This is a genomic window from Geodermatophilus sp. SYSU D00663, from assembly GCF_054050655.1.
Window position 1 is genome coordinate 1 of the sequence record NZ_JBJGZT010000051.1, and the last position, 5,950, is coordinate 5,950.

Annotated in this window: 7 protein-coding genes; 4 read left to right on the plus strand and 3 right to left on the minus strand. The window is 75.5% G+C overall.

Features of this window, described 5'->3' with window-relative positions; translation table 11 throughout:
* Positions 1-33: 33 nt before the first annotated feature.
* Positions 34-363, minus strand: coding sequence for a hypothetical protein (locus tag ACI79Z_RS22730; RefSeq protein WP_387989091.1), 330 nt, complete (start codon positions 361-363; stop codon positions 34-36).
* A 121-nt stretch (positions 364-484) separates the two neighbouring features.
* Positions 485-1,540: an iron-containing redox enzyme family protein gene (locus ACI79Z_RS22735; protein ID WP_456904210.1), complete on the minus strand. Its 1,056-nt coding sequence runs from the start codon at positions 1,538-1,540 to the stop codon at positions 485-487.
* A 121-nt stretch (positions 1,541-1,661) separates the two neighbouring features.
* Between ACI79Z_RS22735 and ACI79Z_RS22740 the strand changes: the two genes are divergently transcribed.
* A complete protein-coding gene (locus ACI79Z_RS22740) occupies positions 1,662-2,195 on the plus strand; it encodes a DUF1353 domain-containing protein (RefSeq protein ID WP_387989095.1) in 534 nt (177 codons plus the stop codon).
* A gap of 47 nt (positions 2,196-2,242) precedes the next feature.
* A complete protein-coding gene (locus ACI79Z_RS22745; RefSeq protein WP_387989097.1) occupies positions 2,243-3,373 on the plus strand; it encodes a 5-methyltetrahydropteroyltriglutamate--homocysteine S-methyltransferase in 1,131 nt (376 codons plus the stop codon).
* Here the strand turns inward: ACI79Z_RS22745 and yidD are convergent.
* Positions 3,364-3,774 carry a membrane protein insertion efficiency factor YidD gene (gene yidD, locus ACI79Z_RS22750; protein WP_456904213.1) on the minus strand — a complete coding sequence of 137 codons (411 nt, stop codon included), beginning with the start codon at positions 3,772-3,774 and terminating at the stop codon, positions 3,364-3,366. The genes ACI79Z_RS22745 and yidD overlap by 10 nt on opposite strands.
* 188 nt (positions 3,775-3,962) lie before the next feature.
* On the opposite strand from yidD, the gene ACI79Z_RS22755 reads away from it, so the two are divergent.
* Both ACI79Z_RS22755 and ACI79Z_RS22760 read left to right on the plus strand, forming a co-directional pair.
* Entirely contained in the window at positions 3,963-4,328 is a 366-nt protein-coding gene (locus ACI79Z_RS22755) for a hypothetical protein (RefSeq protein WP_387989101.1), read from the plus strand.
* Positions 4,329-4,550: 222 nt separating this feature from the next.
* Positions 4,551-5,903, plus strand: coding sequence for a dicarboxylate/amino acid:cation symporter (locus ACI79Z_RS22760; RefSeq protein ID WP_456904216.1), 1,353 nt, complete (start codon positions 4,551-4,553; stop codon positions 5,901-5,903).
* Positions 5,904-5,950 lie beyond the last annotated feature (47 nt).

Genomic DNA, 5,950 nt, shown 5'->3' on the forward strand with positions numbered 1-5,950 from the left:
GGGCCGGCCCCCGTGCCCGGCCCGCACCCCGGCTCAGGCGGCCGACCCGACCGCGCGGGCCATCCGGACCTGCTCCTCGAGCACGTCGGTGATCCGCGCCTGCACCGCGTCGGGCCGGCCGACGACCTCGCTGGTCGCGTGGGTGCCGGCGGTGACCCGGTCGCTGCTGGTCCGGATGCCGGCGATCCGGTCCGACACCCGCTGCGTGGCGGCCGCGGTCTCCCGGGCCAGGTCCTCGACCTCGCCGATCGACGTCGACGCCTCGGTGAGGGCCTCGACCACCCTCTCGAGGACCTCGACGTCCCGCGGCGTCGCCCTGGTCTCCGGCGTGCCGGACGGGTCCGGGTCGGTGCGCCGCCACATGGTCGTCCTCCGGGGTCGGGGACCCCGGGTCCGGAGGGTCCTGCGCCGAGAGGTTCGGCAGCGCCGCCGCGGACTGCAGCCGATCGTGAGCCGCAACCCGGCTCCGAGACCGGATCGCGACTCAGGCGGCGAGCGCGGTCCGGGTGTACAGCGCCGAGCGCCCGGCCTCCCAGGCGCCGAGCAGGTGCCGGGCGGCCAGCCCGTCGAGGGCGAGGGAGCAGGCCGCGCCGAAGAGCACGTCACCCAGGAGCGAGGGGTCCTCGGCCACCAGGGAGCCGCACATGTCCACCGAGGCGATCTGCTCGTGGACGGCGTCGGCCTCGACGTGCTCGTCGTAGAAGACGGTCGTCGTCCCGTCGTGGCCGAGCCGGCGCAGCCCCGCGGAGTAGCGGCGGCTGGGCTCGGAGGAGGTCATCTCCACGCAGGTCAGGTGGCCCAGCGCCGCCCCGCGCCAGCGGCGGTGCAGGCCGAACAGCGACATGGTGTTGACCGAGGTGAAGGCGACGGCGGGGGCGTCGTCCCACAGGGCGCCGTACCCGGCGTCCAGGCCCAGGTCGCGCATCATCCCGGCGAAGAGCTCGCTGTGCATGCGCTCGGGCGCGCCGCCGCCGTACTCGTCGGCCTGGATCTCGACCATCGCGGCCTTGGCCCGGCCCGACAGCCGGGGGACGGCGAAGGTGTGCGGGTCGGCCTCCTTGAGGTGGTAGACCGACCGCAGGGTCAGGTACTCGCGCCACTGCTCGGCGGTGCCGCGCTTGGCCATGAACGACGACAGCGACGGGCCGTCGTCGGCGGCGATCAGCGCGGTCAGCTGCCGGTCGACCGGCTCGCCGGTGGGGGAGGGCGGGCCGGTGAGCTCGCACAGGGCGGCCAGGTGCCGGCGCTCGAGGTGCGCGCGCAGGGTGATCAGGCCGGGGTCCCACTCGAGGGCGTCGTCGACGTCGTCGAGGCCCCGGTAGTGCAGCTCGTAGCACAGCGCCAGCGCCAGCTGCAGGTCGTCGTCGTGCAGGGGGTCGGTCGCGGCCCCGGCGGTCGTGCGGGCGAGGTCGACGGTGGTGGGGGAGACCGACCCGGCGAGCAGGGCGTCGCGGAGGGCCGCGGACAGGGGGCCCCGGGCGTGAGGCAGGCGCATGGTCCGGCCCATGCCCAGCGCCGCGGACTTCGATGCACCGCGCACGATGGGATGTCGCACATCCGTGGGCACCCGCGCGGAGGGGTGGGCCCGGCCGCGGTACCGACGACCCCGGTACCGACCGCTCCCCCGAGCGGACGCGGCGGGCGGGGAGGAGGGTACGGACGTGCCCTTCGACCCGCCCGCCGGCGTGCTCAGCACCGCCGGCGCCGGCGGCTGGACGCTCGTCGAGCCGCTCACCTACCACGGGAAGCGCGACACCTTCGTCGTGCCGGCGGGCTTCCGCACGGACCTCGCGTCCGTGCCGCGGCCGGTGCGGTGGCTGGTCCCGGAGTCCGGGCGGTACACGCTGGCCGCGGTGCTGCACGACTGGCTGTGCCAGGAGGGCATCGCCACCGGCGTGGTCACCGCGCGGCAGGCCGACGGGGTCTTCCGCCGGGCGATGCGGGAGGCCGGGGTGCCGGTGCTGCTGCGCTGGCTCATGTGGACCGGCGTGCGGTGGGGTGCGCTGACCGATCCGCGGCGGCGGCGCGGCTGGCTGCTCAGCGCGCCGGGCGTGCTGGCGATCACGGCGCTGGCGGCGCCGCTGGTGCTGCCGCCGTCGCTGCTGGCCGTACCGGCCCTCCTGGTCTACGCCGCCGCGGAGCGGCTGGTGTCCGGCGACTCCGGGGTCCGGCCCTGGTCACGCCCGCGGGCCTGATCCGCCGCCGGCGCGCGTCCGGGGCCGTCCTGCGCCAGGCTCGCGGCATGACCGACACCTCCGGCCCGCCCTTCCGCGCCGACCACGTCGGCAGCCTGCTGCGCCCCGCGTCGCTGCTCGAGGCCCGCGCCCGGCACGCCGCCGGGGAGATCGACGACGCCGAGCTGCGCGGGATCGAGGACGAGGCGATCGCCGACGTCGTCCGGCTGCAGGGCGACGTCGGCCTGCGCACCGCCACCGACGGCGAGTTCCGCCGCGCCTCGTGGCACATGGACTTCATCTACGCCATCGACGGCATCAGCAAGGTGACCGGCGAGGACATCGTCGTCCACTTCCGCAACGCCGACGGCACGATCGACTTCACCCCTGCGGGGCTGCACGTCGACGGCCCGCTGTCGATCGGCGAGCCGGTCTTCGGCGCGGACCTCGCCTACCTGCAGTCCCAGGTGGGGGAGGGGCAGACGGCGAAGCTGACGATCCCCTCGCCGTCGATGGTCCACTACCGCGGCGGCGCGGCCGCGATCGACCCGGCCGTCTACCCCGACGAGGACGCGTTCTGGGACGCCCTGTCGGCGGCGTACGCGCAGCAGGTGCGCGGCGTCGCCGCGCTGGGCTGCCGGTACCTGCAGCTCGACGACACCAGCCTGGCCTACCTCAACGACCCGGCCCAGCGCGCCGAGCTCGCCGCCCAGGGCCGCGACGCCGAGCACCAGCACGAGCGCTACATCCGGCAGATCAACGCCGCGCTGGCCGGCCGCCCGGAGGGGCTGACGGTCACCACCCACATGTGCCGCGGCAACTTCCGCTCCTCCTGGGTGGCCGAGGGCGGCTACGACTTCGTCGCCGAGGCGCTGTTCGGCGGCCTGGAGGTCGACGGCTTCTTCCTCGAGTACGACGACGCCCGCTCCGGCGGCTTCGAGCCGCTGCGGTTCGTCCCGCCGGGCAAGCGGGTCGTCCTGGGCCTGGTGACGACGAAGCGGCCGGAGCTGGAGTCGAAGGACGCGCTCAAGCGGCGCATCGACGAGGCCGCGCGGTACGTGCCGCTGGAACAGCTGGCGATCTCGCCGCAGTGCGGCTTCTCCTCGACCGTCGAGGGCAACGCGCTGACCCGCGACGAGCAGGTGGCCAAGCTGGCGCTCGTCGTCGAGGTCGCCCAGGAGGTCTGGGGCTACGCCTGAGTCCGGGCCCGGGCCCGGGGCACCGGGTCGCTGCCGCCGGCGCCGGGGCGGCAGCGGCGCAGCCGGTCGAGGGTCAGCCACAGCCCGCGCAGCGCGCCGTGGCGCCGCAGCGCCTCGAGCCCGTAGGTCGAGCAGGTCGGCGTGAACGGGCACACCGGCGGGCGGGTGGGGCTGACCCGCTCCCGGTAGGCGACGACGAGCCGGACGGGCCAGCGCGCCGCCCACGGCGTCCCGGCCGGTGCCGGGGTGACCAGTGCCGCGGGCAGGGCCAGCCAGAGCAGGGTGAACAGGCCGATCGCGTCACAGCCCTCCGAGCAGCCGTCCCAGCCGTCGCAGGAGTTGCGGGAGGAGCGGGCGGAGCGGCGGCGGCGACGGCGGGTGCACCCCGGGCGGCTGGTCACGGCGGGGCATCGTGCAGGCCACCGCCGGACCGGGGAAGGGGTTGCTGCACGGGTCGGGCCTGCAACGTCTCGTCCCTCGCGTCCCAGCCGCCCGCCCCGTCCCAGGCGTGGTCCGGTGCCGCACTCCGGTTGCCGACCCTGGGGACGGGCCCCACGACCGCGGGGCCGGTCCGACAGGAGGCAGCCGCATGTCCGAGTCGCAGCCCGTTCCGTCGCAGCCCGCCCCGTCCGGCCGTCGCTCCCGCCGGCTCACCGAGCTGCGTGCCGGGATGTCGGTCCTCGGCAGCGCGGCCGCCGACCTCGGCGTCGGCAGCCAGCCCGACGTCCGCGTGCTGCCCGACGGGCGGCTGTGGCTCGACGAGCTGGAGATGGCGGTGTCCGCCGCCGACGTCTACCAGGCCGCCCGCGGGCTCGTCGCCGCCCAGCTCGACGCCATCGCCCACGTGTCCGGCCGCCCGGTCGAGGACCACGCGCTGGCCTGGCTGGTCACCCTGCAGACCAACGAGGTCATGGTGGCGCTGGAGGACGAGCCCGCCGTCGACGACGCCGCCTGAGGCGTCAGCGGCCCGGTTCCGGGGGGCCGAGGTCCACGCCGGCGGGTGAGTCCGCGCACATCCGGGATGCCGCGGTGCCGCATCCGCATTGCTCCCTGGCGTGCAGAACGTCTGGGGACTCACGCGCCGCCGTGAGCTCGACTTCGGCCGGGTGACGACCGCCGGCTGTTGACGCCGCCCGCGCCGCCGTCCCCTCCCGAAGAACCCCCGAAAGGCACCTCAGTGCTCGCACGTCTCCGCCGCGTCCCGTTCGCGGCGCAGGTCCTCCTCGCCCTCGTGGTGGGCGTCGCGCTCGGCCTCGTGGCCCGCGACCTCGGCCCCGTCGCCGACGGGACGCCGAACTGGCTCACCAGCACCCTCCAGACCGTCGGCCAGACCTTCGTCACGCTGCTCAAGGTCCTGGTCCCGCCGCTCGTCGTCACCGCGGTCATCGTCAGCATCGCCAACCTCCGCCAGGTCTCCAACGCCGCCCGGCTGGCCGGGCAGACCCTGCTGTGGTTCGCGATCACCGCGCTGGTCGCCGTCACCATCGGCATCGGCCTGGGCCTGCTCACCCAGCCCGGCCGCAACAGCAGCGTCGACGCCGCCGCCCAGGCCGCGCCCGAGACCACGGGCTCCTGGTGGGACTTCCTCACCGGCCTGGTGCCGGGCAACGTCCTCGGCCTGCAGGCCTCGGCGGGCGACGACGGCTCGGTCGGCCTGTCGTTCAACGTCCTGCAGCTGATCGTGCTGTCGGTCGCGATCGGCGTCGCGATCCTCAAGGTCGGCGAGCCGGCCGAGCCGTTCCTCGGCCTGGTCCGCTCCGCCCTGGCCGTCGTCCAGAAGCTGCTGTGGTGGGTCATCCTGCTGGCCCCGGTCGGCACCGTCGGCCTCATCGGCAACGCCGTGGCCACCTACGGGTGGGACTCGCTCGGCTCCCTCGGCGTCTTCGCGGGCTCGGTCTACGCGGGCCTCGCGCTGGTGCTGTTCGTCGTCTACCCGGTGCTCCTGCGCCTGCACGGCCTCTCGCCGCTGCGGTGGTTCGCCGGCGCCTGGCCGGCCATCCAGCTCGCCTTCGTCTCCCGGTCCTCGATCGGCACCCTGCCGGTGACCGAGCGGGTCACCGAGCAGAACCTGGGCGTGCCGCGGTCCTACGCCTCCTTCGCCGTCCCGCTGGGCGCGACGACGAAGATGGACGGCTGCGCCGCGATCTACCCGGCGCTGGCGGCGATCTTCGTGGCGCAGTTCTTCGGCGTGGACCTGTCGCTCACCGACTACCTGCTCATCGCGCTGGTGTCGGTGGTCGGCTCGGCCGCCACGGCCGGCGTCACCGGCGCGGTGGTCATGCTGACCCTGACGCTGTCCACCCTGGGCCTGCCGCTGGCCGGCGTCGGCCTGCTGCTGGCGATCGACCCGATCCTCGACATGGGCCGCACCGCGGTGAACGTCGCCGGCCAGGCGCTGGTCCCGACGATCGTCGCCCGGCGCGAGGGCATCCTCGACCTCGAGCGGTTCCGCACCGGCCGGGCGTCCGCCCCGGTCGCCGCGGAGACCGGCGGCGTCGACACCGACCTGCGGCAGCCCGCGGTCGCCTGATCCTCCGCTCCACCCGGCGACGGGCCGGGGACCCCTCGGGGTCCCCG